At 51.7% G+C, this 25,231-nt stretch carries 25 protein-coding genes and 1 tRNA gene; 9 read left to right on the forward strand and 17 right to left on the reverse strand.

All coding sequences use genetic code 11. The features are described from left to right. Positions 1 to 169 precede the first annotated feature (169 nt). A complete protein-coding gene (locus FDX01_RS02200; RefSeq protein WP_117342372.1) occupies positions 170 to 1,120 on the forward strand; it encodes an Rpn family recombination-promoting nuclease/putative transposase in 951 nt (316 codons plus the stop codon). A 26-nt stretch (positions 1,121 to 1,146) separates the two neighbouring features. Here the strand turns inward: FDX01_RS02200 and FDX01_RS02205 are convergent, their stop codons facing one another. Further along, positions 1,147 to 2,559, reverse strand: coding sequence for a PLP-dependent aminotransferase family protein (locus FDX01_RS02205; protein ID WP_137399148.1), 1,413 nt, complete (start codon positions 2,557 to 2,559; stop codon positions 1,147 to 1,149). Between the two features lie 176 nt (positions 2,560 to 2,735). Here FDX01_RS02205 and FDX01_RS02210 point away from each other — a divergent pair, with 176 nt between their 5' ends. From FDX01_RS02210 to FDX01_RS02220, 3 genes are all read left to right on the forward strand, one after another. Further along, positions 2,736 to 2,900, forward strand: coding sequence for a DUF1127 domain-containing protein (locus FDX01_RS02210; RefSeq protein ID WP_117342370.1), 165 nt, complete (start codon positions 2,736 to 2,738; stop codon positions 2,898 to 2,900). 172 nt (positions 2,901 to 3,072) lie between these two features. Next, on the forward strand, positions 3,073 to 3,360 hold the full coding sequence (locus FDX01_RS02215) for a BrnT family toxin (protein ID WP_117342369.1): 288 nt from the start codon (positions 3,073 to 3,075) through the stop codon (positions 3,358 to 3,360). Continuing rightward, complete coding sequence (locus tag FDX01_RS02220) at positions 3,347 to 3,649, forward strand: BrnA antitoxin family protein (protein WP_137399149.1); 303 nt, start codon at positions 3,347 to 3,349, stop codon at positions 3,647 to 3,649. Before FDX01_RS02215 ends, FDX01_RS02220 begins: the two co-directional genes overlap by 14 nt. A 110-nt stretch (positions 3,650 to 3,759) precedes the next feature. Here FDX01_RS02220 and yjiA read toward each other — a convergent pair whose 3' ends face one another. The 3 genes from yjiA to btsT form a co-directional block, all read right to left on the reverse strand. Further along, positions 3,760 to 4,716 carry a GTPase gene (gene yjiA / locus FDX01_RS02230; RefSeq protein WP_137399150.1) on the reverse strand — a complete coding sequence of 319 codons (957 nt, stop codon included), beginning with the start codon at positions 4,714 to 4,716 and terminating at the stop codon, positions 3,760 to 3,762. Between the two features lie 12 nt (positions 4,717 to 4,728). Further along, positions 4,729 to 4,923, reverse strand: a complete 195-nt coding sequence (locus FDX01_RS02235; protein ID WP_003830038.1) for a YbdD/YjiX family protein — start codon at positions 4,921 to 4,923, stop codon at positions 4,729 to 4,731. A gap of 107 nt (positions 4,924 to 5,030) precedes the next feature. Continuing rightward, positions 5,031 to 7,181, reverse strand: a complete 2,151-nt coding sequence (btsT, locus tag FDX01_RS02240) for a pyruvate/proton symporter BtsT (protein WP_135912629.1) — start codon at positions 7,179 to 7,181, stop codon at positions 5,031 to 5,033. A 364-nt stretch (positions 7,182 to 7,545) separates the two neighbouring features. Here btsT and tsr point away from each other — a divergent pair, with 364 nt between their 5' ends. Then, positions 7,546 to 9,210, forward strand: coding sequence for a methyl-accepting chemotaxis protein (gene tsr / locus FDX01_RS02245; protein ID WP_115259543.1), 1,665 nt, complete (start codon positions 7,546 to 7,548; stop codon positions 9,208 to 9,210). 55 nt (positions 9,211 to 9,265) lie between these two features. Here the strand turns inward: tsr and FDX01_RS02250 are convergent, their stop codons facing one another. The 3 genes from FDX01_RS02250 to FDX01_RS02260 form a co-directional block, all read right to left on the reverse strand. Continuing rightward, on the reverse strand, positions 9,266 to 10,651 hold the full coding sequence (locus tag FDX01_RS02250; protein ID WP_137399151.1) for an MFS transporter: 1,386 nt from the start codon (positions 10,649 to 10,651) through the stop codon (positions 9,266 to 9,268). Between the two features lie 130 nt (positions 10,652 to 10,781). Further along, positions 10,782 to 12,089, reverse strand: coding sequence for an enolase C-terminal domain-like protein (locus tag FDX01_RS02255; protein ID WP_137399152.1), 1,308 nt, complete (start codon positions 12,087 to 12,089; stop codon positions 10,782 to 10,784). Positions 12,090 to 12,236: 147 nt separating this feature from the next. After that, positions 12,237 to 13,148 (reverse strand): GntR family transcriptional regulator, encoded by a 912-nt coding sequence (locus FDX01_RS02260; RefSeq protein WP_137399153.1) that lies wholly within the window; start codon positions 13,146 to 13,148, stop codon positions 12,237 to 12,239. Between the two features lie 137 nt (positions 13,149 to 13,285). Here FDX01_RS02260 and FDX01_RS02265 point away from each other — a divergent pair, with 137 nt between their 5' ends. Continuing rightward, on the forward strand, positions 13,286 to 14,308 hold the full coding sequence (locus FDX01_RS02265; RefSeq protein ID WP_096758426.1) for a zinc-binding alcohol dehydrogenase family protein: 1,023 nt from the start codon (positions 13,286 to 13,288) through the stop codon (positions 14,306 to 14,308). Positions 14,309 to 14,354: 46 nt separating this feature from the next. On the opposite strand, the gene opgB is transcribed toward FDX01_RS02265, so the two are convergent. The 6 genes from opgB to FDX01_RS02295 all read right to left on the reverse strand — a co-directional run bounded on the left by opgB (position 14,355) and on the right by FDX01_RS02295 (position 20,081). Beyond that, positions 14,355 to 16,646, reverse strand: coding sequence for a phosphatidylglycerol--membrane-oligosaccharide glycerophosphotransferase (gene opgB, locus FDX01_RS02270; RefSeq protein ID WP_137399154.1), 2,292 nt, complete (start codon positions 16,644 to 16,646; stop codon positions 14,355 to 14,357). Positions 16,647 to 16,881: 235 nt separating this feature from the next. Continuing rightward, complete coding sequence (locus FDX01_RS02275; RefSeq protein WP_137399184.1) at positions 16,882 to 17,370, reverse strand: DUF2501 domain-containing protein; 489 nt, start codon at positions 17,368 to 17,370, stop codon at positions 16,882 to 16,884. Positions 17,371 to 17,438: 68 nt separating this feature from the next. Next, complete coding sequence (gene dnaC / locus FDX01_RS02280; RefSeq protein ID WP_096758423.1) at positions 17,439 to 18,176, reverse strand: DNA replication protein DnaC; 738 nt, start codon at positions 18,174 to 18,176, stop codon at positions 17,439 to 17,441. Positions 18,177 to 18,178: 2 nt separating this feature from the next. Then, complete coding sequence (gene dnaT / locus FDX01_RS02285; RefSeq protein WP_096758422.1) at positions 18,179 to 18,718, reverse strand: primosomal protein DnaT; 540 nt, start codon at positions 18,716 to 18,718, stop codon at positions 18,179 to 18,181. 122 nt (positions 18,719 to 18,840) lie between these two features. Beyond that, a complete protein-coding gene (locus FDX01_RS02290) occupies positions 18,841 to 19,314 on the reverse strand; it encodes a threonine/serine exporter (RefSeq protein WP_137399155.1) in 474 nt (157 codons plus the stop codon). Beyond that, positions 19,305 to 20,081, reverse strand: a complete 777-nt coding sequence (locus tag FDX01_RS02295; protein ID WP_138140550.1) for a threonine/serine exporter ThrE family protein — start codon at positions 20,079 to 20,081, stop codon at positions 19,305 to 19,307. The genes FDX01_RS02290 and FDX01_RS02295 overlap by 10 nt, the downstream gene beginning before the upstream one ends. Positions 20,082 to 20,533: 452 nt before the next feature. On the opposite strand from FDX01_RS02295, the gene FDX01_RS02300 reads away from it, so the two are divergent. Then, positions 20,534 to 21,259, forward strand: a complete 726-nt coding sequence (locus tag FDX01_RS02300) for a LuxR C-terminal-related transcriptional regulator (RefSeq protein ID WP_137399156.1) — start codon at positions 20,534 to 20,536, stop codon at positions 21,257 to 21,259. Beyond that, positions 21,220 to 21,897 carry a DNA-binding transcriptional activator BglJ gene (gene bglJ / locus FDX01_RS02305; RefSeq protein WP_117342362.1) on the forward strand — a complete coding sequence of 226 codons (678 nt, stop codon included), beginning with the start codon at positions 21,220 to 21,222 and terminating at the stop codon, positions 21,895 to 21,897. The genes FDX01_RS02300 and bglJ overlap by 40 nt, the downstream gene beginning before the upstream one ends. 54 nt (positions 21,898 to 21,951) lie before the next feature. On the opposite strand, the gene FDX01_RS02310 is transcribed toward bglJ, so the two are convergent. The 3 genes from FDX01_RS02310 to FDX01_RS02320 all read right to left on the reverse strand — a co-directional run bounded on the left by FDX01_RS02310 (position 21,952) and on the right by FDX01_RS02320 (position 24,547). Next, positions 21,952 to 22,410 (reverse strand): YbaK/EbsC family protein, encoded by a 459-nt coding sequence (locus tag FDX01_RS02310; RefSeq protein WP_137399157.1) that lies wholly within the window; start codon positions 22,408 to 22,410, stop codon positions 21,952 to 21,954. A gap of 155 nt (positions 22,411 to 22,565) precedes the next feature. Beyond that, positions 22,566 to 23,363, reverse strand: coding sequence for a siderophore-iron reductase FhuF (gene fhuF, locus FDX01_RS02315; protein WP_137399158.1), 798 nt, complete (start codon positions 23,361 to 23,363; stop codon positions 22,566 to 22,568). A 119-nt stretch (positions 23,364 to 23,482) separates the two neighbouring features. After that, a complete protein-coding gene (locus FDX01_RS02320) occupies positions 23,483 to 24,547 on the reverse strand; it encodes a diguanylate cyclase (protein ID WP_115259532.1) in 1,065 nt (354 codons plus the stop codon). Positions 24,548 to 24,802: 255 nt separating this feature from the next. Here FDX01_RS02320 and FDX01_RS02325 point away from each other — a divergent pair, with 255 nt between their 5' ends. Next, the gene (locus FDX01_RS02325) at positions 24,803 to 25,039 is read left to right on the forward strand and encodes a DUF1435 domain-containing protein (protein WP_223240169.1); all 237 of its coding nucleotides are present in this window, start codon (positions 24,803 to 24,805) and stop codon (positions 25,037 to 25,039) included. Between the two features lie 39 nt (positions 25,040 to 25,078). Here FDX01_RS02325 and FDX01_RS02330 read toward each other — a convergent pair. Continuing rightward, positions 25,079 to 25,164, reverse strand: a tRNA-Leu gene (locus FDX01_RS02330). Positions 25,165 to 25,231: the final 67 nt, after the last annotated feature.

Here is a 25,231-nt window from a genome sequence, read left to right on the forward strand (position 1 = left end):
ATTCAGGTGGCCAAATTCACTATGCCACTACAGTTCTGAGAAAATGTCTGCCTTGCAGAGGGCGGTATTTACTGTGGATAGTGCCTCGCAGACATAAAACGTGTTGAATGAGAGTCATAAATTTAGCCGTTATAGTCGCGCCATCTTTTTCCTCGGACGATGGATCTCCATGAAAAAAACACCGACCTCAACCCCGCATGATGCGGTCTTTAAAACATTTTTACGTCATCCGGAGACTGCCCGGGATTTTCTACAGATTCATCTCCCTGATGCGTTACGCGAAATATGTGATCTGCAGACACTAAAGCTCGAGTCTGACAGTTTTATTGAGGGGGATTTACGCGCGTATTACTCCGATGTGCTGTGGTCGCTGAAAACGACGGAAGGGGATGGATATATTTACGTAGTGATTGAACATCAGAGTACACCGGATGCGCATATGGCGTTCAGGTTGATGCGCTATGCGATAGCGGCCATGCAAAAACATTTAGATGCCGGACACCCGCAATTACCGCTGGTGGTGCCGATGCTGTTTTATCACGGCGCTAAAAGTCCGTATCCCTGGTCACTGTGCTGGCTGGATGAATTTGCCAATCCAACATTGGCTCGTCGGCTTTATGCCGCAGCGTTTCCGCTGGTCGATATTACAGTTATTCCGGACGATGAGATTGTGCAGCATCGCCGTATGGCGCTGCTGGAATTAATACAAAAACATATCCGTCAGCGCGATCTTATGGGATTGGTCGAGAACATTGTTTCTCTGTTAGTTACCGGGTCCACTAATGACAGCCAGCTCAAGACGCTGTTTAATTATATTTTGCGAACCGGTGATGCACCTCGCTTCAATACGTTTATCAGTGCGATTGCCGAACGTTCACCGCAACATAAGGAGCATTTGATGACGATCGCGGACAGATTGCATGAGGCGGGATTTAAAAAAGGATGGCAGGAAGGCAAACAGGAAGGTAAACAGGAAGGTAAACAGGAAGGGCTGATGGAGGGGCGGCGTGATGAAGCATTGCGTATTGCCCGCACCATGTTGACCGACGGTATCGATATCAACACGATACAAAAAATTACCCGACTGTCCGCTGAGGATATCCAGGGTTTAAGCCATTAGATAGAGGCGAAGCCGGGTGTGCCGATTTACTCTATCGCCACCATCACCGTCTCTCCGAGTTTCTGCATCACTTCCCGGTGCTTTTCGTCTGGTGGCAGTGCGCAGTTGATGCGTACGCAGTTGCGATACTTTCCTGACGCCGAGAACAGCGAACCTGGCGCGACCTGGATTTTCAGGCGGCAGAGCTGTTTGGCGACGCAGACCATGTCGACCTGTGGTGGCAATTCGACCCACAGCATAAAGCCGCCTTTTGGTCGGGTGACGCAGATCCCACAGGGGAAGTATTCCCGTACCCAGCAGGTGTAGATTTCCATATTGCGTTGGTAAATCTGGCGCATGCGCCGGACATGGCGATGATAATGACCCTCGCGCACAAAGGTTGCCGCCGCCAGCTGCGTGGCGGGAACGCTGGTGCCGATGACGGCGTATTTCATGTGCAGCAGTTTGTCATAATAGCGACCCGGAACCACCCAACCCACGCGCAGACCCGGCGCCACGGATTTGGTAAATGAGCTGCACAGCAGCACTCGACCGTCGCTATCCCAGGAGTGGATCGTGCGCGGGCGCGGATACTCTGTAGCCAGTTCGCCATACACATCATCTTCGAAAATCACAATGTCGTGACGCTGGGCGAGGGTGAGTACCGCCCGCTTGCGCGCATCCGGCATAATAAATCCGAGGGGATTATTGCAGTTGGGGACCAGCAGCACCCCTTTAATCGGCCACTGATCCAGCGCCAGCTCCAGGGCTTCAATACTGATCCCGGTATCCGGATCGGTCGGGATCTCAATCACTTTGATGCCAAGACCGCGTAGCAGCTGCATGGTGCCGTAATAGGCGGGGGATTCCACGGCGACGATATCGCCGCGCTGGCAGACCGTCAGCAGCGCCAGTGACATTCCACTCTGGCTGCCGCTGGTGACTACGATATCGTCCGCACTGACCACCGAACCGCCGTCCAGCATCAGCCGGGCTATCTGTTGGCGCAGTTCCCGACAGCCGGGCAGCTCGTCGTAACCCAGCACCGCGCGCAGATTATGCTGCGCCACGCGGCTTAACTCGCGCCACAGCGGTTTCAGGCTGGGTTGATTAATATCGGGAACGCCGCTGCTGAAAGGGACGATTGATGTGTCTGCGTGACCTGCCAGCATGTCCAGCACCTGATCCCACTGGGTTATCTCCACCGGACGCTGTACCGGACGCGACATTGGCGGCACCGGCGGCTGTGCTTTACGCGGGGCGACAAAATAGCCAGAGCGCGGCTGCGGGGTGATCAGCTGTCGCTGTTCCAGCATCTGATATGCCTGCTGTACGGTGCTGATGCTGACCCCATGTTCCTGACTCAGGCTACGCACCGACGGCAGCTTTTCGCCATGGCGATACAACCCCTGCTCAATGCGTTCGGCCAGCAGACTGGCCAGATATTGGTAACGCGTCATGCTGTATCCCTCATGGGTACCATACAGATCAAAAAACCCGTACAGACTGGCGTGAAAAAGGTGATTCAGGATCCTTTTTAACCAATCTGTATGTTAAATAAAAGTACTTTGTGAATCTGTATTGTATCCCCCTGGATCCGCGAAGATAACGTCTCAGATAAGACGGGGAGGCGGGTATGGAATTTCATGAGAACAGAGCAAAGCAGCCATTTATTGGTTTGGTGCAGGTCTGGAGGGCGATTAAACGCTGGCATCTGCGGGCGCAAACGCGGCGCGTATTGCAACAGATGAGCGATGAGCGGCTAAAGGATGTCGGGCTGCGACGCGATCAGGTGGAGTAATTGTTCTTTCATCGACAGAGGCTGTCAGTGCCGGATGGCGGCGTAACCGCCTTATCCGGCCTACAAAATTTAATCCCTGATCGTCAAGTTGTGAAGCTATTTCCAACAATCCAGGTATAATCGTAAGATAATTGTAGATACATTTTTGTATATACAATTAGGGATAAAATACATGCCAATGGAGTTTGAGTGGGATGCAAACAAGGCACAAAGTAACCACCGTAAACATGGTGTTCGCTTTGAGGACGCGGTACTCGTTTTCGACGATCCCCGGCATTTGTCCAGACAGGATCGTTATGAGAACGGTGAGTACCGGTGGCAGACCATCGGTCTTGTTCATGGCATTGTGGTTATTCTGGTTGCCCATAGCGTTAGGTTTGAAAGTGGCTTTGAAGTCATTCGTATCATCAGTGCCAGAAAGGCAGATCGTAAAGAGAGGAATCGTTATGAGCATGATTAAACATAAACGCGGCAGCGCATCCGCGCTGAGTGCTCAGCATGAGGCGGAACTGAAGGCGCTGGCGAATAAACCGGATGAGGATATTGATTACAGCGACATTCCGGTGACCGAAGATGAGCAGTGGTCAGAGGCTAATCGCGGTACGTTTTTCCGTCCGTTGAAAACTCAGGCATCGGTGCGCATTGATGCCGATGTGATGGAGTGGTTAAAGCGCCCCGGGAAGGGTTACCAGACGCGGCTAAATGCTATTTTGCGCGAGGCTATGCTGAGAGAGCAAAACAAGAAATAGCCCTATACCGAGGTTGTGAGTGCCGGATGGCGGCTGCGCCTTATCCGGTCTACGGGAGAAGGCTTTGTAGGCCCGGTAAGCGTAGCGCCACCGGGCAATTCAGCAGGGGATTACTTCTTCAAGCCCGCAAATGCCGCCCGAATCTCGTCTTCCGGTAAATTAATGCCGATAAACACCAGCTGGCTGTGCGGCTGTTCGTCGCCCCACGGGCGGTCCCAGTCGGCGCTGTACAGGCGCTGAACGCCCTGGAACAGCAGGCGGTTGGGTTCGCCTTCGATCCACAACATGCCTTTGTAACGCAATAGTTTCTCGGCAGATTCCAGCAGCAGGTTTTCCATCACCCTGGACACGTCGCTGATATTCACCGGGTAATCCAGTTCGACGACGATCGAGGAGATATCGTTTTGTTTGTCGGCGATAAAGTGGAAGCGCGGTTTGGCGCTGACCACGTTCTCTTCCAGCATAAAACCGTTGGTGTCGAACAGCTGCGCGAGGTCGATGTCGCCATGAGTGACGGTATACACCGGGGCGCGGACGTTGATGCGCGCCAGGCGCTCACGCAGTTTCTCGCTTTCACCCGCTACGTCGGTTTTGGTCAGCAGGATGCGGTCGGCGTAGCCAACCTGCGACTGGGCGATGGTGAACTGGTTCATCTGTTCGTCGGCGTGCACCGCGTCAACCAGCGCGATCACGCCGTCCAGCAGGTAGCGTTCGCAAATCACTTCATGGGAGAAAAAGGTCTGAATAATCGGGCCGGGATCGGCCATGCCGGTGCACTCAATCACCAGACGGTCAAAATCGATCGCCCCCTTGTCGAGGTTGTCGAGCAGGTCTAACAAGGCGTCTTCCAGTTCACTGGAACGGGTGCAGCAGATGCAGCCGTTGGTCAGGGTTTTGATCTGCGTGGCGCGGTCGCCAATTAGCTGATCGTCCACCGAGACTTCGCCGAATTCGTTTTCGATAACGGCAATTTTGTAACCGTGCTGCTCGTTGAGAATATGGCGTAGCAGGGTGGTTTTACCCGCGCCGAGAAAACCGGTGAGTAGGGTGACTGCAATCGGGGTCATTCATTTCTCCTTCTAACAGCAACTGCTTCCGCCGCTACCGTAGCGGGCTTCCTGGCGCTCGCGGAAGAATTCTTCGTAGGTCATGTACGGCTTATCGGGATGGTTGGTCTTCATATGCTCGACGTAGTTGTCGTAGTCCGGAATACCAATCAGCATTTTTGCCGCCTGACCGAGATACTTTTTTGCCTGACCTAAAGTACCAAACATTCTGCCGTCCTGTTAATGAATAAAGCCGGATGGCGGCTTGCGCCTTATCCGGCCTACGTTAACTGCATTCTGTAGGCCGGGATCGCTGCGCGCCTCCCGGCATCAGGTTAGTGGTGTGAAGAGGTCTTCACGCCGCCTTCCGGCACCGGTACATACGGCGTCTCTTTATCAGAGCGGCCGTTGATGGCGCGGGCTTTCTGCCAGGTACGGAACCCGTAGAAAATGATGCTGTACACCACCACCAGGAACAGAATACTCAGGCCTGCGTTGGTGTAGTTGTTGATGACGATATGGTTCATGTTGGCAATCTGCTGCGCGGTCAGTTCACCGCCGTTAGCAATCTTCTCTTTGTACTGACTTGCCATGAAGAAGAAGCCTTCCATCTGCGGGTTGGTGCTGAACAGTTTCAGACCCAGCGCCCAGGTGGTGCAGATCAGCAGCCATACGGCCGGAACCACGGTGACCCAGATGTATTTGGTGCGCTGCATTTTAACCAGTACCACGGTGCCGAGAACCAGCGCCACGGCGGCCAGCATCTGGTTAGAGATACCGAACAGCGGCCACAGGCTCTTCACGCCGCCCAGCGGGTCAACCACGCCTTGATACAGCAGGTAGCCCCACAGGCCTACGCAGCCCGCAGTACCCACAACACCGGCAACCAGGGAGTCGGTTTTCTTCAGGAACGGGACGAAGTTACCCAGCAAATCTTGCAGCATAAAGCGGCCAGAACGGGTACCGGCATCCAGTGCGGTCAGGATGAACAGCGCTTCAAACAGAATACCGAAGTGGTACCAGAAGCCCATGTCAGCCATCGGCAGCACTTTGTGGAACACGTGCGCGATACCGACAGCCAGCGTCGGTGCGCCACCGGCGCGGTTCAGAACGGACGGTTCACCAATGTCTTTCGCGGTTTGCAGGATCTGCTCAGGCGAAATCACGAAGCCCCAGGAGCTGACGGTCGCCGCTGCCTGCGCGGTCACGTCTTTCAGCTGCGCCATAATCAGCGGCGCGTTCTCGCCACCCATTTCATGCAGGTTTGGCATGGTGATGCCAAGGCCCGCAGGCGGGGTGTTCATCGCGAAGTACAGACCCGGTTCGATGATGGAAGCAGCAACCAGCGCCATAATTGCGACGAAGGATTCCATCAGCATCGCGCCATAACCAATGAAACGCGCGTCGGTTTCACAGGCCAGCAGCTTCGGTGTGGTACCGGAGGCGATCAGCGCGTGGAAGCCAGACACCGCGCCACAGGCGATGGTGATGAACAGGAACGGGAACAGTGCCCCTTTCCACAGCGGACCGGTACCGTCAACGTACTGGGTCATCGCCGGCATTTTCAGCTCTGGGTTCAGGATAACGATACCGACAGCCAGACCAACGATAACGCCGATTTTCAGGAAGGTGGCCAGATAGTCGCGCGGGGCGAGGATCAGCCATACCGGCAGCAGCGCAGAGATAAACGCGTAGCCGATAAGCGTAAAGGTAATGGTGGTGTCTTTAAAGGTCAGTGCCGGGCCCCAGTACGGGTCGTGGGCAATCACGCCGCCGAAGTAAATGGAGGCAACCAATAGAACAATACCAATCACCGACACTTCGCCCACACGTCCCGGGCGCAGGAAGCGCATGTAGATCCCCATGAACAGCGCGATCGGTACGGTTGAGCAGACGGTGAACACACCCCACGGGCTTTCCGCCAGCGCTTTCACCACGATCAGCGCCAGCACTGCCAGGATGATGATCATGATTAAGAAGCAGCCGAACAGCGCGATGGTTCCCGGTACCGGGCCCATCTCTTCTTTGATCATCTCACCGAGAGACGCGCCGTTACGACGAGAAGAGATAAACAGCACCATGAAGTCCTGCACTGCACCGGCCAGCACCACGCCCGCCAGCAACCACAGCGTACCCGGCAGGTAGCCCATTTGCGCGGCCAGTACCGGTCCAACCAGCGGACCTGCCCCGGCGATAGCAGCAAAGTGGTGACCGAACAGGACGTTACGGTTGGTTGGGACGTAGTTCAGACCGTCGTTGTTGATGACCGCCGGCGTGGCACGCGTGGGGTCAAGTTTCATCACTTTCTGGGCGATGTACAGACTGTAGTAACGATAGGCCACCAGATAAACAGAGACAGAGGCGACCACGATCCACAGGGCGCTGATGTGTTCACCCCGACGTAATGCCACTACCGAGAGGCAAAATGCACCGATGATTCCGAGAATCACCCAGGGTATGTGCTTGAATATCTTTTTCGTATCCATAGTAAAACCTGGTATCTAATTAATAATTGGCCGAAGCCGCGTGAGTTTGAGTGTGTGTTTGAGGAGATAAGTTGACTGCTATGTTGGGAGGATCTTGCCAGAGAATTACGCGCGTAAAGTAAGGTAAATATGTGAGTGGTTATATGTCAGCTTAAGCGGTCCCAAGTGTCAGTGAGCGGTTCCGGGGAGCGGTAAATGCGGATGATTATGTGATTGAGATCACTAAAAAACTCCTTTAGAGCCCTTACGGAAGGCGGTATCGCCGATTCGTCGATGCTGCGATCGATTCAGGAAGCACGAATTCCGTAAAGTTTTCTCTTTTCAGGCCGAAAATTCTGACATCTGTCTAGCGGAAAGAGAAAACATGTTAAAACGAATGAAGATTGTTACCAGCTTACTGCTGGTATTGGCGCTGTTTGGCCTTTTACAACTGGCCTCGGGCGGGTTGTTCTTTAATTCACTGAAGAATGACAAGGAGAACTTTACCGTTCTGCAAACCATTCGCCAGCAGCAGTCTGCGCTGAATGCGACCTGGGTTGAACTGCTGCAAACGCGAAATACCCTGAACAGGGCAGGGATCCGCTACATGATGGATCAGAGCAATATCGGCAGCGGCGCCACCGTGGCGGAGCTGATGCAGGTGGCGAGCACTGCGCTGAAAATGACCGAGAAAAACTGGGCAACCTATGAATCGCTGCCGCGCGATCCGCGTCAAAGCGAAGCCGCGTTCCAGGAGATCAATCGTACCTATGACATCTACCACGGTGCGCTGGCAGAGCTGATCCAGTTGCTGGGCGACGGCAAGATCAATGCGTTCTTTGATCAGCCGACACAAAGCTATCAGGATGGCTTTGAGAAGCAGTATATGAACTACATGCAGCAGAACGATCGTCTGTATGACATTGCGGTTGAAGATAACAACAGCTCTTACAGCCAGGCGATGTGGGTGCTGGCTTGCGTGCTGATTACCGTGCTGGCGGCCATTATCGCCGTCTGGTTTGGCATTAAGTTCTCGCTGATCGCCCCGATGAACCGCCTGATTGACAGCATTCGTCATATTGCCAGCGGTGACCTGGTGAAGCGCATCGACGTGGAAGGCTCCAACGAGATTGGGCAACTGGCCGAGAGCCTGCGCCACATGCAGAGTGAGTTGATGAGCACCGTGGGTGATGTGCGTAACGGTGCTAACGCCATTTACAGCGGTGCCAGCGAGATTGCGATGGGCAATAACGATCTCTCGTCACGTACTGAGCAGCAGGCGGCTTCGCTAGAAGAAACCGCGGCCAGCATGGAAGAGTTGACGGCAACCGTGAAGCAGAACGCCGAAAACGCCCGTCAGGCCAGCCATCTGGCGCTGAGTGCCTCTGAAACGGCGCAGAAAGGCGGCAAAGTGGTGGACAATGTGGTGCAGACTATGCGTGACATCGCCTCCAGTTCACAGAAAATTGCCGACATTATTAGCGTGATCGACGGCATTGCCTTCCAGACTAACATTCTGGCGTTGAACGCCGCAGTAGAAGCGGCACGCGCAGGTGAGCAGGGCCGTGGATTTGCGGTGGTCGCCGGTGAAGTCCGTAACCTGGCCCAGCGCAGTGCGCAGGCCGCGCGCGAGATCAAGAGCCTGATTGAAGACTCGGTCAGCCGCGTGGATGTCGGTTCAACGCTGGTTGAAAGCGCCGGTGAAACCATGGATGAGATCGTCAATGCGGTGACCCGCGTGACCGATATCATGGGGGAAATCGCCTCCGCGTCTGACGAGCAAAGCCGTGGTATCGATCAGGTCGGTCTGGCCGTTGCCGAGATGGATCGTGTAACCCAACAGAACGCCTCGCTGGTGGAAGAGTCCGCTGCCGCCGCGGCGGCGCTGGAAGAACAAGCCAGCCGTTTGACCCAGGCCGTTGCCGTGTTCCGTATTCAGCACGATCAAAAGCGTCCGCGTGATGTTGCTGCCGTAAAACCGGCATCGACAACCACCCAGCCGCGTAAAGCCGTGGCGACGGATGCGGGTGAGAACTGGGAAACGTTCTAAATAATTGCGCCCTCAATTTGAGGGCGCTTTTTATGCGATGAGCAACAGTAGTGTATCAGTCGACGGAAGCGGATGTTGCCGTCGTTGCAGAGCCTGAAGAGTTCGTAGCGTGGCTCTTTTCTGGCGCAGGGCTGTCCAAATCACGCCGTATACCAATGCGGAATATCCCGGCCAGCATAATAGAGCCGATAATCGCAATGCCACCCAGCAGGTAAAGCCCGGCAATATTCGAATCAAACGCATTCTCAGCCCATACGCGAATGTTGGGGGCAACGAATCCGCCAAGATTGCCTAGCGAGTTAATGAGCGCGATACCCGATGCCGCTGCGGCGCCACCGAGATAGCTGGTTGGGAACGTCCAGTAAATAGGCTGGACAGCCAGTAAGCCTGCGCAGCCAATGCAAAGTGCGATAAAAGCCCAGAATGGCGAACCTGCAAGCATTCCAGATAACGCAACACCCAGTCCACCGAAGAGCAGTGTAATCGTACTTATCCAGCGGCGTTCTTTCAGCTTTGTGGAAAGATGCGGAATATACCACGCAGCGAAAAGTGCGCATAACCACGGAATACCGGATAAAACCCCAACGATGAAGCCAACGCCTTGCCCTGATAATGCCGCGACCTGAGAAGGCAGGAAGAAAGCAATACCGTAAGAACCAACCTGAATGGTAAAGCAGATCAGACACAGATACAGCACTCTGGGATCGCATAGTGCTTTCAGGATCCCCTGTGGGCCATGGTTGGTTTTTGTATGCTCTTCCATTTCCATAATGGCGCTAAGCGCCCGCTTTTCTTCCGCGGTCAGGAATGTGCAGCGTTTATCTGATGGCTTATCATCAAGATAAAAAAATGCGACTACCCCAACAAGTGCGGCGAGTAATCCTTCAACTAGGAACATTAATTGCCAGTTATGTAATCCCCATAAATCATGGATAGTTAATAATCCACCAGATACCGGCCCTCCGAGAATAAACGCGATCGGCGGCCCAAACCAAAAATAACCAGCCACTTTTGCTCTGGTGTTAAGTGGGAACCAGAACGTCAGATATAACATTACGCCGGGCATAAATCCGGCTTCAGAGGCACCGAGAAGAAAGCGCAAAATAATAAATGTTTTCTCATCATGGGCAAACATCATCGCAGCTGAAATAAGCCCCCACGTTACCATGATGCGGGAAAGCCATAAGCGCGCCCCCACTTTATATAAAAATATATTGCTAGGAACTTCAAATAGTGCATACCCAATAAAAAAGACCCCGGCACCAAACGCATATGCTGCATTACTCAGCCCCGTATCAACCTGGAATGCCTCTTTTGCAAAACCAATGTTGGCGCGATCCAGATAAGCCATGACATACATGAGTGCCAAAAAGGGTAAAAGCCGTATAATTGACTTTTTAACCGCCGAATTGACAATCTTTTCATTATCACTTTGACTCATAAATATGCTTCCAATCAAATGGTGGAGAGCTACTGTCATCTCTCATCATGAAAATGATGAAAGCGAGTAGACAATATTATGGAAGAACCTTTAAACAGGTATTTGATGAAATACCTGTTTAGTCTACATGTTAACTTAACCATTCCTGGCCATCGGGCCATGAATAACGTGTTAGCGTTTCTGGTTTCATTTTCACACCATAGCCTGGTTGCAGCAGTGGATAATATCGTCCACGTTTTATCACCAGCGGCTCTTCGAAATTCTCGTGTAAGTGATCAACATATTCTAACACTCTGTTTTCCAGTGATGCGGATACGGCGATATAGTCAAATAGAACAATATTCAATGAATACTGACACAGACCGACGCCACCGCCATGTGGGCATACCGGGACGCCAAACTTCGCCGCCATGAGTACGACAGCCAGCACTTCGTTTAAACCGCCCAAACGGGCAGGGTCTAACTGGCAAAAATCCATTGCGCCTGACTGGAAGAATTGTTTAAACATTACCCGGTTATGGGCATGTTCACCAGTGGCAATGCCAATGTCGCCAATTCGCGCTTTTATTGCCGCGTGACCGAGAATATCGTCAGGGCTGGTGGGCTCTTCGATCCAGAGCGGGTCAAACTTAGCGAGTTTGCGCATCGCCGTAATAGCTTCATCAACGCCCCATATTTGGTTGGCATCCATCATCAGTTTGCGTTCCCAACCCAGCTCTTCGCGCAGGATCGTCGCTCGGCGAATGTCCTGCTCGAGATCGGCACCGACTTTTTGCTTCAGATGCGTCCAGCCGTCTGCCACGGCCTGACGGGCAAGCTGACGCATTTTTTCTTCTGAATATCCCAGCCAGCCTGCGGCCGTCGTGTAACCAGGGAAGCCTGTTTCCAACATTTCTCTTTCACGCTGCGCTTTACCTGTTTCAACTCTACGCAATAATGTGATGGCTTCTTCAGGCGTCAGAACATCCTGAATGTAGGTAAAGTCAATGCAGCGAACCAGTTCTTCCGGCGACATGTCGACCAGCATTTTCCATACAGTTTTATTCTGCGAACGCGCCCAGAGATCCCACAATGCGTTAATAATTGCTGCGGTAGCCAGATGAATAACACCTTTTTCTGGGCCAACCCAGCGTAACTGACAATCACCAGAAACAAGTTCATGCCAGAATTGGCCAAAGTTAGCCGTAATGTCTTCCAGCGTACGGCCAATAACAAAGAGTTCGGCTAAAGATTTTACTGCGCTTACACATAAATCGTTGCCGCGACCAATAGTAAAAGTCAGACCATACCCTTTTAAATTTTCTGTGTGGTCGGTAATTAATGTGACATAAGTCGCGGAGTAGTCGGATATTGCATTCATTGCATCAGAACCATCTAGGTTCCTGGAGGTAGGAAAACGGATATCTTTTACGCTTATATCCTTGATTGTAATCGCCATGTTGACTCCTGTTGTGATGTTCTTTTACTAATAAACTAGAAAAATTTGTTAAGCAGACACCCCGAGTGTAAAAGGGAGTTAATTACTCAATATGAGTTGATAATAAGATTGTGGGGTATTTTGCAATTTTGTGTTTTTAATCTGCTTTTAATTTTTTCGGCTGTTTTGCTGGATAGAGCGCAGCATTGACTGTTTTGCCGTTTCAAGGTGGTTGCGCAGGGCGAGGATCGCATCCAGGTCGCTGCGACAGATCAGCGCGCTGAGAATGGTCATATGCTCATCGATGGCAATGATGTTGCGCTGCTTGAGGTCGCTTTCGTCCCACTGATAGTGGAAGTGGAAAATCACAGAAATTATCTCAAGTGACTGATTGAAAAAGATATTATCAGCAGCGGAAAGCAGCAGGGCGTGGAACTCGCGGTCTAACTGCGAGAACATACGAAAGCTACTGCCAATGCTGTCGCGCAGCATCCGGTGGCGCTCGAGCAGCGTTTTGGCCTGTAGCCAGCGCGGGTCGTTGTCGGGCAGATTCAGGAAATGTTGCAAAGAATGCGTTTCCAGCATTTCGCGCAGTTCGAACAGTTGTTCGGCATAGGCCTGGTCGAACTGCTTCATGCTCCACTGACCGCGTTTTTCGTTTTTAATCAGGTTGTAACGTTCGAATTTTAAAAGGTATTCCCGCACAACGACCGGGCTGACGCCCGCTGCTCTGGCAAGCTGCAGCTCGGAGAACGTTTCGCCTGCGCGCAACTGGCGCTGGTTAATCATAGTGAAAAAGGCCTGTTCAAAAATACGATTTTGCTCAGCCATGGAGGCCGTAGTGCAATCAAAACCGTCGTCATGATCCGGTTTGCGTACGATTACGTAGTGGCTACCCACCTGAGTCAGCACACCGCATTCAGCTAAATGGCCCAGCATATGGCGCACGGTGGTGCGGCTGATGTTGTACATCTCTGCCAGCGCGCTTTGCGAAGGAAGTGGGGAAGGAATATGACCCCGCGCCATATCATCAATTATCTGGTTAATCACATTGTGGCGTAGATTCTGTGAACGGCTCATGGCGTCTCCTTTTTACCTATTAAAACCCGATTTAAAACATTTTTATGCGTTGGGTTTCACAGATTATGTTTCTGCTTGCGCCAGTATTTTTATTTTCATCGATATCTGAGGCAACAAAAAAACAGGAGAGCAGAATCATGTCTACGATGAATACACTGATTTGCCAGGAACCCAAAAAATTAGTCTGGAAAGAACGTGATATACCTATTCCGGGTAATGGCGAAGCATTAATAAAAATAAAGTCTGTCGGGATTTGTGGGACCGATATTCATGCATGGGGTGGCAATCAACCTTTTTTCAGCTATCCACGCGTATTAGGCCATGAAATATGTGGGGAAGTTGTCAGTCTGGGGCGGAATATACAAAATCTGGAAATAGGCCAGCAGGTTGCGGTTATTCCTTACGTTGCGTGCCAACAGTGCCCGGCGTGCCAGAGCGGGCGCACCAACTGCTGCGAGAAGATTTCGGTGATTGGCGTGCACCAAGATGGGGGCTTCAGCGAATACCTGTCCGTGCCGGAGACCAACTTGCTGGATGCGCAGGGCATTGATCCGCAGGCGGCGGCGCTGATCGAACCGTATGCCATCAGTGCGCATGCTGTGCGTCGGGCTGCCGTGGTGCCTGGCGAGCAGGTGCTGGTGGTGGGAGCGGGGCCGATTGGTCTTGGCGCAGCGGCGATTGCCAAAGCCGATGGTGCACAGGTGGTGGTGGCGGATACCAGCCCCGCCAGGCGGGAGCATGTAGTCTCCCGCTTAGGATTACCGGTTATCGATCCCTCTGCTGAGGATTTTGACGCGCAGCTACGCGCGCAGTTTGACGGTTCTCTGGCGCAAAAAGTGATTGATGCGACGGGGAATCAGCATGCAATGAACAACACGGTGAATTTGATTCGTCACGGCGGCAGCATTGTGTTTGTTGGGCTGTTCAAAGGTGATTTGCAGTTTTCTGACCCAGAATTCCACAAGAAAGAAACCACCATGATGGGCAGTCGCAACGCCACGCCGGAAGACTTTGCCAAAGTCGGTCGCCTGATGTCGGAAGGTAAGCTGACGGCGGACATGATGCTGACTCACCGTTACGCGTTTGCCACGCTTGCAGAGATCTACGAGCGGGATGTGATCAACAACCGTGAACTGATTAAGGGCGTGATCACCTTCTGATAAGGTTGCCATGCAGCGCCCGGAGGTGTGTTGGGCGCTGTTTTTTTTATCCTTGCAGGTCCACGATTTTGATTTCAACCATTCCGATCCCCAGCTTACGCGGAGAGTGGCCCAGAATGTTGCCCTCGTTGGTAGCGACGGGATCGGGTGGGATAATGACCAGCGTGTCGGCGTCTGCTGGGTTATCAAAATGCAGCGTGGTGGTGCTGACGTCATGGCTTAACACCAGCGTTTGTTCCTCGTTGCCGATGCGTACCGGGATGGGACGATTGGCGTTGTCACCGAACGCTTTGGCAGTGATCACCAGATCGAATTTCTTCGGTAACGGGGCGTTGTATTCGATCTTTACCTCGTCACTCAGCTGCGCGTTGGACCAGCGCCCCCAGGATTCGGGGCGCGAAATCCCGCTAAATTGTTTCACCTCTTCTGGCGCGCCGGCCACGTTAAAGACGAAGCTGTCGGCCTTGTAGCGAATATCGTTATCAACAATTTTCAGCGTATCGACGTTACCTTTGTAGCGCTCCATGTCGATCACCGTGTCTTTAAACGCGGTTTTACCTTGCCATTTGGCTTTATCGACGTGTTGTACAATTTGCTGCCCGCCCAGTTGCCCTTGTGATACACACCAGTCGGTGGAGAGCGCCAGTTCCGGTGCCCACAGCTGGGCCATTTTGTAGCAGCGGTCTATCCAGACAAAGTTATCGCGCGGTGCGAAATCCGCCAGCTGGAAGCGCAGCGGGGCAGAGTATTCACTTTCCGGCAGTGGCTCAACGCGTTGCTCCGACACGCGCAGCAGCAGCGGCAGGCGGAAGTGACTGCCGGAGAACGCGATCATGCTTTTGTCCGTGTCGACGGTGAATGTTTTCATCTCTTTGGGGAAATTCCACAGGCGAATAATATCGGGCTTCCAGGCCAGCATTTTCTCTTTGATGTTCAGGAATACTTCTGACACCGACTCGCTCGACAAGCTACTGCGTCCTAGACCGATAAAGTTATCGCCGCCGAGAATATCCAGGACGGTCGCGCCGTTATCCATCGTGTTGCGTTTCACCGCCAGCGTATCCTGCTGCGGCTTGTCGCCGCGTAGCACGAAGAACAGGTTGTTACGATCCTGCTTGTTCAGGTATTTCCAGGCGGTGTTGTTCATCGCCAGATGATCGGAGGACACTACAATAACGGTATCTTTAAACCACGGTGACGCTTTGATCTTATTAATAAACGCGGCAATGTTTTCCTGACTACAGCTGACTGCGCTAAATGACTGATTGGCTTTGCCATCGATGTCATAGCGTTTGCGGTTGCAGGTGCGCGAAATAAATCCATCCGGGTGATGAGTATCGACCGTCAGGGTAAACAGTGAAAAACGTTGACCAGACTGTGAAAGCTCTTCGAATTTTTTCCACGCTTCATCAAGGACGGTATCGTCGTAAAAGCCCCAGTCATTACGATAGGCCGGGTCCGCTACTACGCCTTTTAACTCTTCTGCGCCGTACAGATGATCAAAACCATGGGATTTCAGGAACACGTCTTTCCCGGCAAAGCGCAGATTTGCGCCCTGTACAAAGACGTTTTGATAGCCGGAGTTCTTCAGGATGTCGCCCAGGCAAATATTGTTTGGGAAGAAGCTGGAAACTGATGCCGAGGCGTTACCTTCAAATGGGGCAAACAGCGGAATGCCGCACTGTGAAGCGACCATGCCGGCGATGGTGTAATCCGTTCCCGGCAGCTGCATAGTATTGCTGAAATCCATCCCTTCGTTTTTTAATGCCCCGAGCTCCGGGGTCAGATCCGGGAATGCATCATTGTTAAAATAGGTGCGCTCCAGGCTTTCGCCGTAGATATATACCAGGTTCAGCTTCGGGTTGGGAATGGTTTTTGACGGCTCTTTGTAATACGCCGCAAAGTCCGGGTCGCCATCGCGCGACTGGGATTTCACCAGTTCGGTTATCTGATGAAACGCCGGGCTGGCATCCACCGACGCCAGCGCCAGCAGCAGAGCCAGCAGGCTGTAACCCACGTGATGAGGATGGTGGCGACGACGGCGAAGCACCCAACCCAGCGCGCCAAACACGGTGGCCAGCGCCAGTGCAATCCCAATGCCGGGCAGAACATATTTGCCAAGGCCCGCGCCGGTCAGACTGTTGGTCAACGTGTACAGCACTGCGTCGTTGATGCCGTCGCCGGTGAAATAGTCGCTGGCATACAGCGTGATATTCAGGACAATAAAAATCCCCAGCACCGTTAACGTGGCGGCAAACCACCAGGTGTTGCGACCCGCTTTCCAGGCGTAAATCAACACCGACGCGAGAAACAGAGTGATGGAGAATAATTCAGACAACGGACGATCCTCAGTAAGCCGGGTAAATACCTGGCAGGCTAATCATTTCTGGAAAGTACAATGTAATAGCGTTGTTACATTGCTGCAATTGTAGTGACATTTAATTACGTTGTTATTCAGAATTGGTTTAGATATGCAGGGTGTTGAAGGGTATTACTGATTATTTTGAGGAATGTTTGCGGGACATAAATTGATACCGCGCAGGTTGTGAAAAACCGTGCGCGGCATTTGTGCATCAGGAAATGAAGTTCATACCCTGTTTTAACACCAGATCGCAGGCCTTGGTTTTGACTTGCTTTGCCAGCGAGCTGTTACCAATCGTATCCAGATTAAGCTGTTGACCATCTTTGGCATTGAGCATGCCCTGAATGCCGTCCAGATAGTTGGTGTCTTTTTTCTGCTCCGTTGCGCCCAGGCCTAGTTTATCCAGCACCTGATTTTTGACGTTTTCGGTATCGGTGACCGAAGCCAGTTTCTGTTTCGCACAATATTCCAGAATCCCGGCTGCATTGTTCATACTGCTGGACGTGAGCGACTGATTACTGCCGAGCAGGCTGGTCAGGGAAGAAAGTGAGTTGCTGCTCTGAGCGCCAGAGGTTTGCTTACTCAGTTCGCCAGCCGCGCTGGAGAGTGAATCCTGCCAGGAGGCGGCGAAAACGCTGGTGGCGATCAGCGTGCTGGCGGCAACCGCACAGCACAGAAATCGTTTTGTTGCTTTCATCATTCTCATTATAGGTAACTCGTGTTATGCCTTTTCAGCGCAGTATAGCGCTGCTGATGTTAGGAATGGTCTCAATACTCTTTGCCTGTCACTCGGCTGCGATAACTTTCCCAGTTAAAAATCACCCACAGGCTATTGCCGAGCCGCATACGATCCATCACGCGCTCACCCAGCAGTTTGTTCATTTCATCTATATTGCTGTTTGTCAGCATGCCGGTCGGTCGCTTGGAGGAAGAGCGGCGATCGACGATCTGGTTGATGATCACTTTTTCATAGCGCGATTCGGTCTGCATGCCGATCTCGTCGATCACCAGCAGATCTACGTTGCTGAGATCGTTGAGCAGCTGTTCTTCGCTGGTTTCACGATTGCTGAACGTCTCTTTCATTGCAGACATAATGTCTGCCACGGTAATGATCAGCACTGACTTGCCGCGCAGCAGCAGTTCGTTGCAGATGGCGGCAGCCAAATGGTTTTTTCCGGTGCCAGGTTTGCCGGAGAAGATAAAGCTGGCGATATTGCCATCAAACTCTTCGACGTACTGACGGGCTTTGCTCAGGGCATTCATTTGTCCTTCGCACTCGACCCGATAGTTCTCAAACGAGCAGTTCTGGTGCAGCGGACGGATACCGGAGCGGTTAAACGTGCGCTGCATTTTCATGGCCCGGTTCTCGCGCGCTAGCGCCGCGGCATGAATTTCACCTTGTTCTTTTTGCCACGCCAGCAGTTCCTCGCCCGTTTTGAATGCGGGCTCGACATTGGGCGGCATCATTTTTTGCAGACGTTTCATCAGGTCGCCAACGTTTTTCATCGTTATCCTCTAAAACCCGGTGGAATATGACTGTCAGGTTCGCTGACACTGTTAACATCACGTTTGGGCATTCCGCCATTGCTGGCCCGGCCAATTTGTACGCTACGCGCGAGTTTTTGCTGCCACTGAACATGGTGAAAGATCTTGCCCTCTGCCTGCCAGTAGGCCACAAACGCGGCCAGCTCTTCGGCGGTGACCGGTTCTCTGAGCGCGATGCCCCATAGCGCGGCCTGTCGCTGAAAGTCAGCATCGGGCTGCCAGTCAGCGTACATCGGAAATTTCCCCATCGGTACGGCAACAGGTGCCGCTTGCGGCTCTTCGTAAAATTGCGCATCCAACGTGATATCGCTTCCCGGACGTGACAGCTTCTCTTCGAGCGCCAGTAGTTCGGCCAGACGCGCAGGGGTTACGGCATAAAACGCGGGCGCATTATTGGCGAAAACGGCCACTGCGCCACCTGCTGACTTTGCCAGCACGGCCTGGTGATCGTGTAATAAGGCGTCAATACCGACGACGTCCGGAGTCAAAATTTTACAGGGCATAATGTTTCTCAATACTGAACAACAACCGAGAAGGGGACTGCTTTTATAGTAACACAGAGAAGAAGGAGAGCAGCAGGATGAGGGTGATTCCCCATCCGCTATGGTATTAAGCAGGTGCACCGTCACACGCGCGGGCGTTTGCGATACAGCCATAATCCCGGTACGGAAAGCCCGATGGACAGAGCCCCCACGATGGACGAGGCTTTCAGGAAGTTAGTCAGCAGGGTAATCATCAGCTCTTCGCTGTAACCGAAATGACCGATTTTTACCGCAGAGATCATCGCTGTGTATGCAGAGATCCCCGGAAACATGGGGATTACTGCCGCGACGGTAAAGACTTTCGGGTGCGCCAGATACCAGCGTGACCATTGGATCCCGATGCAGCCAATCAGTAATGATGCCATAAAGGTTGACCATTCGATATTGAGCCCCGCGGCCATCATCACCATGCGTGAACCGTGCCCAAGCGCGCCGAGCAGGGCACACCAGGGGAGCGCCCGATGCGGTACGTTAAAGACCATGGCGAATCCGACAGCCGGAATTGCAGACAGGATCATGTCCTGCAGCAGGGCAAAAATGAAATCAATTACACCCATCCGCGTAACCCCCACAGAGTCATCGACATCACTACACCAACGCAGGTTGCTAGCGTGAGCAGGCTGGCAATGGCCCAGCGCGCCAGCCCGGTATTTATGTGCCCTTTAAACATATCTGCGACCGCGTTAATCAATGGGAAACCTGGAACCAGCAGCAGCACGCTGGCCGCCATGGCAACCGTCGGCGTGTGATTAAACGTCGGCAACGTCAGCAGCAGACCGGAAATGGTGGTGGCGACAAAAGCGGTGACGCAAAAGTTAATTTGCGGATGCAAATGCCGGGAGGCCAGAATCTGGCGGATATACATGGCAATCATGCTGGCAAAAAAGGTAATAACCGCCCCATCCCATCCGCCATTGTTCAACTTACAAAAGCAGGCGCAGGACAGGCCGACCATCAATGAAACCAGCCATCGAGGGTAGCGCAGCGGTTTAATCTGACTAAAGCGTTTCTCCACGCCTTTGCCGTCCAGCAGCTTATGCTCGGCCAAAATGACGATGTGCTGAACTTCGGTTACGACGTGCATATTGATGCCGCGATCCTGATTTTTTCGGGTCGATGTCAGGCATTGTCCGTCTTTAATGGTGGTCAGGACGATAGCGTTAGAGGAGATGGCGCTTTCTACGCTATCCATACCAAGCGCCAGGCCGAGGCGGGTAGAGAGTTCGTCAACCAGCGCGCTTTCCGCTCCGTGTTGCAATAAAAATAGTCCGCATTGTATACATAACCGTGTAACCGTTCGCTGTGACGACTGCTCTGTTTGCATGGCTCGCTCTGACTGAAAAGATGCACTCTGGATAACGACTGTCTTCTTTTTATCATGAAGCATGATCCCGCTGGCTCTGGCTAAGATCAATCTTTGTGTTGAAAAAAGAGGCAGAGCGGTGAGTTTTGCCGATGTACGGCTCTCTTTTCTATGCTATAGGGTTAACTTCCCTGGTGCGGTTATTCCTGTGTGCAGCAATTACGTAAGTAGCGCTAATAAATTAATGTAGATATTTTAATTGTACAATTAATGTTCCTCTAAGTGATTATGTCAGGATGGTTTTATAGTGTGATGCTATTAGGATTGTAGTGTCATCACTTTTTCATATATTTAAAATAAAAACCAAGGATAAACAATTCATACTGTCTATCTTTTTACCTGCTGTCTTATTTTTTTATTTATGAAAGAATTTCAGGTGAACAAGATTGCGGACAGGTGAATATGGAGGATTTATGTTGCCAGGACGCTGCAAGAACGCAATTATCATTAGTAAATTACCAATCATACAAACTGGGCTTAAAGGGGTGATGCAAGGGCAGTTCTCTGATTATGAACTGACGTATTGTCGCTCCGTAGAAGAACTAACTTTGCTGCAGTTGCGCTGCTCTGACCTGGTGATAGCCGACTTAACCAGGGACTGTAGTAATCCGCGTGCAATCTGCGATCAATACTATTCTTTACTGTCTCAATATCGCGATATCCACTGGGTTTTTCTCGTTTCACGCCTGTTTTATCCTCTGGCTGTTGAGTTGCTCATGTGTCCTGTCAGCTCACTCTTATCTGATGCGGAACCCATTGAGAGTCTGGTGAATGTTATTCATCCGGGAAATACCCGGGCCGAGAGAATCAGTAAGGTGCTGCTCTCTCCGCCAATTATCCCTGAATTACAGGATCACAGCGCTCGGTCAATTGTGCTCACCCTTTCTGAAAGAAAAGTGTTACGGCTACTCGGAAAAGGTTGGGGAATTAACCAGATTGCGATGTTACTAAAGAAAAGTAATAAAACAATTAGCGCGCAAAAAAATAGCGCGATGCGTCGTTTATCAATCCATAGCAATGCAGAAATGTATGCATGGATAAACAGTTCTCAAGGAGCACGAGAGCTGAACTTACCTTCAGTTTATGGAGAGACCACGGAATGGAAAGCAGAAATAACAAAAGCAATGTCGCACTGGTAGAAAAGTGCGCAATGAGTCGTGTAGGTATTAAGAGTTTATTTAATACCATGCCAGATAGCCCATACCATCTTTATCAGTTTTCTAATCAGCCGACCTTTAGCCAGGAAATGTTAAAAACGTCTTTTTCTGCGGTCATTTTTTCACTTTCAGCGTTAAGAGCGGATCGCCGCGCAGGGCTGGTCTACCTGACGGAACTGGCGGTCAATTACCCGCGTATCCGGCGCGTGGTGATCGCTGATGATGATGCGGAAGTGCGATTAATTAGCTCGCTTTCCCCGCTGCCGCTGGATGGGGTCATCAGCAAAGCATCATCATTGGATGTATTACAGGAAGGGCTACTCGCGGCCTTGAATTGCGCCAAACGGGGAATTGAAGGGACAAAAAATCACTGGTTTGTTAACCAAAACCGTATGTTAAGCCCTACTGAGCGCGAAATACTGCGTTTTATGTCGAATGGATACTCGATGCCGCAGATCGCCATTCAGCTTGAACGGAACATTAAAACCATTCGGGCGCATAAATTTAACGTGATGTCTAAACTGGGTGTGAATTCTGACGCCGGACTCCTGGATGCCGCTGATATTCTGCTGTACCTGCGTGCCGGGGAGCCAGCGCCTTTTCTCCATGCGGTTTCGTAACGGGGCGATTACGCGTGTGCCGGATTCACTCTCCGGCACCAGGGTGGGTATTCGTTACTGACAGACATCAACCCAGGTAGCAGAAGTCAGTTCAGCCATTCTGTCTGGCGTGATACGCAATGCGCTGTGCGTGGCTCCAGCTGCGGGTAGGACTTCAGCGTAATGCTTCAGGGAGATATCACAGTAGACTGAAATGGGGGTCTCCAGTCCAAAAGGGCAGACGCCACCAACCGGATGTCCCGTTGCGTTGACCACTTCATCACTACTCAGCATGCGGGCTTTCGCGCCAAACGTACCTTTTAGCTTCTTATTATCCAGACGGGCATCGCCTTTGGCGACGACCAGGATAATGTCATTTTTTACCTTTAGAGAAAGCGTTTTAGCGATCTGTCCGGGTTCGACATTGTGGGCTTTCGCTGCCAGATCGACGGTGGCCGTGCTCTGGTCCAGTTCAATGATTTCAATATCCGGGGCATGTTCCGCCAAAAATTGCCGTACTGATTGCAAACTCATTCTTCTCTCCCGATAGCGTACGCGCAGTTCTGCACGGCAGAAAACCGCATGGCGTAATTTGTCACAGGGGAAGCGTGGCTGTAAATATTTTATTGTTACAACAAAGCAACATCAGCAGGACGTTTAAGACGAGCGGTGAGGGGGAGGATTCTCGCTTATTTCAGCGTACAGTCGCCGCATTGCTGGACGTCTGGCAGACGGTAGCGCTGGCAGCAGGTTCTGCGGACTAACAGCCCGTCACGTGGCACCACGGTGCGCCAGAGTGGATTATCCTCGCCACAGGTGAGTTGTTTCTCAAAGAAGCAGGCCTGGCGCAACGCTGCCAGTAGTTCATCACCCAGCAGCGGCTTCATCTCTGTCAAATACCAGTGAATTAAGTATCCGGTATTGCTCCAGATAAGCTTGCCGTTAATCTCTCCCGTTGCTTCCAGCGCCCGGACAACCGGCGTCAGTGCAGAAAGAATCAGTGTTTCCATCCGCTGTTGTGGTGAGCGGGCGGTGGTCTGCCTGTCGGGGTGAACGTCTATCCAGAAGCAGGCTGCACGACCCGTTTCGTGAAACTCGACGTGCATATGTTCGGGTGCAACATCAATGGCGTCTTTTTGCGTCAGCAGCGCCACCATCAGCGGGGGCATCATCAGGCCGATATACCACTGTGCCCAGAGTGAAATCAGCGGTTTGTTTTCACGAGTTAACGTGGGCTGATTGCGATAGATATGATCGGAATAAACTGCCAGGAGTGAATGCAGCGTGGCGGGTTGGGCCCATTCATGCAGCGTCATGGCACCTTGTGGCGGTGTTTCATCAAGACGAATGAAGTCCAGTAGGTGCTCACGGGTTTGAGCAATGGTTGCACGCACTGAATCGGCCAGCGACGGCATCTCCGTAGGGAGGTGGCTGCGCCAGATGACATCTTCAACGATTTCAACGATCGGTGCGGAACGATAAGCCATAGCTATATAAGGATGTTAATCTAAATGATAATGATTGCTAATCCTATAGGCGAGGGCTGGCGATGGCAAGATCTTTGTCGTGGTGTCGGGAGGCAGCGCACGGATAGCGTAGGCAGGGGTTAGTTTATCCGCAGTTCATCGCTGACTAGCGTGTTATTGCGTCCCTGATTTTTGGCTTCGTAAAGGGCTTTATCCGCTTTGCTTATTGCGGCATCAATATCCTGATCCACCAACGGCGCAATGCCGATGCTGACGGTCACGTTGGTGGCCACGTTTTCGTTAAACATGTGGGGAATTTTAAGATCGTAGACTTTCTGGCGAATACGCTCGGCGGCGGCCTGTGCCTGCTGCGGATCGACTGCTGTCAGTAAAACCATAAATTCCTCGCCGCCAAAGCGTGCCACCACATCTCGTGAGCGTACGGAATCCCGAATGGCGGCGGAAACACGGATCAGCGCCTGGTCACCCATCATATGCCCGTAATGGTCGTTATAGGCTTTGAAATGGTCGATATCCAGCAGCAGCACGTAATGCTTCGCGTTGCTCAGGGCCAGCAGCGTATCGAGTCGGTGTTGCAGTCCCCGGCGATTATACAACCCGGTTAACGGGTCGAGCATACTGAGACCGTTTAGCGTTTCCCGTTCTTCCAGTAGCTTGTACATCAGTTGCTGAGCAAAACCGTCATAGCGCTTTTGTATCACGTGCTGAATGGCGATCCCGGCCATCGGCAGCGCCATAAAATAGATCACGCGCAGTCCATGTTCGCTGCCGTTCAGCCACAAGCAGACGGCAACGGAGGGGAGTGAATGGAAGGTAAAGGCGATGATATTATTGGCAAAAGCAATTGATCCAATAAACAGTACGCTGAGCAGCGCTATCAATAGAAAAGAATAATCATTATGACCTAGTGCGTTATATTTCAAGGAAATATGTAATGCCCACAACAAGCCAAAAGCGAGTGAAATAAAAGGAAGATTAATTCGTTTATCCGCATATTTCCCATGCCATGCCAGCAACAGTGTACTCATCACGAGTATCGTCAACGCCGGTTCTGATAACGCTTTAACGGCAAAAAGTGGAAAAAAGAGTGTAAACAGTGCGGAGACTGCGTTGAGCAGCAGAAACAGTCGTAAAGAGAGTTGATATTTTTTGGTGCGTAGCGTTCGCCAGGATTGTACTGTCATAGGTAAATGTTGTTATTTATCTGCTATATACGAAGGTGTGTTGGTAAATAAAACAAATAACGAACGAGGTATCATTAGCCGGGGTCTTTATTGTTTTTAGTTGAAAAGCTAACCGGCGAGCAATTTATCACCTTAAATTATTCATGTCATCAATCGTTAAGTAAAACTCATATAATTGATAGTACCTCCCCGCTGACAAATGAGAAAATATATCATATGATATTGGTTATCATTATCAATGTCATAGGTGAAACCATGTTGCAACGTGCGCTGGGCAGTGGATGGGGTGTGCTGCTGCCGGGGATATTCATTGCGGGTCTGGCTTTTACTGACCTGTCAGTTCACGCATGGAAAGCGATGATTGTATTAGGATTACTGTTAACTTCACTGATGCTGTACCACAAGCGTTTACGGCATTATGTTTTACTGCCTTCATGCGCAGCAGTGATCGCCGGTGTGGTTCTGATGATGATGAACTGGAATCAGGGATGAACAAAGCAAGGAAGATAATCGAGAGGAAAATAAGATAATTGGTGCGAGGGGGGGGACTCGAACCCCCACATCCTAAGGACACTAACACCTGAAGCTAGCGCGTCTACCAATTCCGCCACCTTCGCACAGTCATCTTACTTTTTTTTGATATCGCCTCGTTGGTGCGAGGGGGGGGACTCGAACCCCCACATC

The organism is Citrobacter sp. wls613 (assembly GCF_005281195.1).
Lineage (GTDB): Bacteria > Pseudomonadota > Gammaproteobacteria > Enterobacterales > Enterobacteriaceae > Citrobacter > Citrobacter gillenii.